1 rRNA gene is annotated in these 2,448 nt (G+C 56.1%); it reads right to left on the reverse strand.

Annotated features, from left to right (window positions below):
- Positions 1-2,388: ribosomal RNA gene (locus ABZS61_RS34590) — 23S ribosomal RNA — on the reverse strand; the annotation flags it as partial.
- Positions 2,389-2,448 lie beyond the last annotated feature (60 nt).

A 2,448-nucleotide genomic window follows, 5' to 3' on the forward strand; every position in this document is an offset into this window, starting at 1 on the left:
CGACTCCACAACCACTGGCGTGGCTGCTTCAAAGTCTCCCACCTATCCTACACAAGCCGAACCGAACACCAATATCAAACTATAGTAAAGGTCCCGGGGTCTTTCCGTCCTGCTGCGCGAAACGAGCATCTTTACTCGTAGTGCAATTTCACCGGGCCTATGGTTGAGACAGTCGAGAAGTCGTTACGCCATTCGTGCAGGTCGGAACTTACCCGACAAGGAATTTCGCTACCTTAGGATGGTTATAGTTACCACCGCCGTTTACTGGCGCTTAAGTTCTCAGCTTCGCACACCCGAAAGTGCACTAACCGGTCCCCTTAACGTTCCAGCACCGGGCAGGCGTCAGTCCGTATACATCGCCTTACGGCTTCGCACGGACCTGTGTTTTTAGTAAACAGTCGCTTCTCGCTGGTCTCTGCGGCCACCCCCAGCTCACCGAGTAAATCGGATCACCAGTGATGGCCCCCCTTCTCCCGAAGTTACGGGGGCATTTTGCCGAGTTCCTTAACCATAGTTCACCCGAACGCCTCGGTATTCTCTACCTGACTACCTGAGTCGGTTTAGGGTACGGGCCGCCATGAAACTCGCTAGAGGCTTTTCTCGACAGCATAGGATCATCCACTTCACCACAATCGGCTCGGCATCAGGTCTCAGCCTTAATGTGTGACGGATTTGCCTATCACACGGCCTACACCCTTACCCCGGGAACTACCACCGCCCGGGTTGGACTACCTTCCTGCGTCACCCCATCGCTTACCTAGTACAAGTCTGGTTCATCGGCTCCACCACTACCCTCAACTCCGAAGAGATCGGGCCGGCTTCACGGACTTAGCATCGCCTGATTCAGTATTGGGCGTTTCAAAGCGGGTACCGGAATATCAACCGGTTGTCCATCGACTACGCCTGTCGGCCTCGCCTTAGGTCCCGACTTACCCTGGGCAGATCAGCTTGACCCAGGAACCCTTAGTCAATCGGCGCACACGTTTCTCACGTGTGTATCGCTACTCATGCCTGCATTCTCACTCGTGAACCGTCCACAACTCGCTTCCGCGGCTGCTTCACCCGGCACACGACGCTCCCCTACCCATCCATACTCCCGTTGGGGATATGTGTATGAATGACACGACTTCGGCGGTACGCTTGAGCCCCGCTACATTGTCGGCGCGGAATCACTTGACCAGTGAGCTATTACGCACTCTTTCAAGGGTGGCTGCTTCTAAGCCAACCTCCTGGTTGTCTCTGCGACTCCACATCCTTTCCCACTTAGCGTACGCTTAGGGGCCTTAGTCGATGCTCTGGGCTGTTTCCCTCTCGACCATGGAGCTTATCCCCCACAGTCTCACTGCCGTGCTCTCACTTACCGGCATTCGGAGTTTGGCTAAGGTCAGTAACCCGGTAGGGCCCATCGCCTATCCAGTGCTCTACCTCCGGCAAGAAACACACGACGCTGCACCTAAATGCATTTCGGGGAGAACCAGCTATCACGGAGTTTGATTGGCCTTTCACCCCTAACCACAGGTCATCCCCCAGGTTTTCAACCCTGGTGGGTTCGGTCCTCCACGAAGTCTTACCTCCGCTTCAACCTGCCCATGGCTAGATCACTCCGCTTCGGGTCTTGAGCGCGCTACTAAATCGCCCTATTCGGACTCGCTTTCGCTACGGCTTCCCCACACGGGTTAACCTCGCAACACACCGCAAACTCGCAGGCTCATTCTTCAAAAGGCACGCAGTCACGACGCACCGAGCAAGCTCGATGCGCGACGCTCCCACGGCTTGTAGGCACACGGTTTCAGGTACTATTTCACTCCGCTCCCGCGGTACTTTTCACCATTCCCTCACGGTACTATCCGCTATCGGTCACCAGGGAATATTTAGGCTTAGCGGGTGGTCCCGCCAGATTCACACGGGATTTCTCGGGCCCCGTGCTACTTGGGTGTCTCTTAAACGAGCCGTTGATGTTTCAGCTACGGGGGTCTTACCCTCTACGCCGGACCTTTCGCATGTCCTTCGCCTACACCAACGGTTTCTGACTCGTCTCACAGTCGGCAGACCATGAAAAAGAGATCCCACAACCCCGCATGCGCAACCCCTGCCGGGTATCACACGCATACGGTTTGGCCTCATCCAGTTTCGCTCGCCACTACTCCCGGAATCACGGTTGTTTTCTCTTCCTGCGGGTACTGAGATGTTTCACTTCCCCGCGTTCCCTCCACACTGCCTATGTGTTCAGCAGCGGGTGACAGCCCATGACGACTGCCGGGTTTCCCCATTCGGAAACCCCCGGATCAAAGCTTGGTTGACAGCTCCCCGGGGACTATCGTGGCCTCCCACGTCCTTCATCGGTTCCTGGTGCCAAGGCATCCACCGTGCGCCCTTAAAAACTTGGCCACAGATGCTCGCGTCCACTGTGCAGTTCTCAAACAACGACCAGCCACCCATCACCCCGCT

Origin of the sequence: Streptomyces sp. NPDC005566 (assembly GCF_040605575.1) — a bacterium.
In the GTDB taxonomy this organism is placed as follows: Bacteria; Actinomycetota; Actinomycetes; order Streptomycetales; family Streptomycetaceae; genus Streptomyces.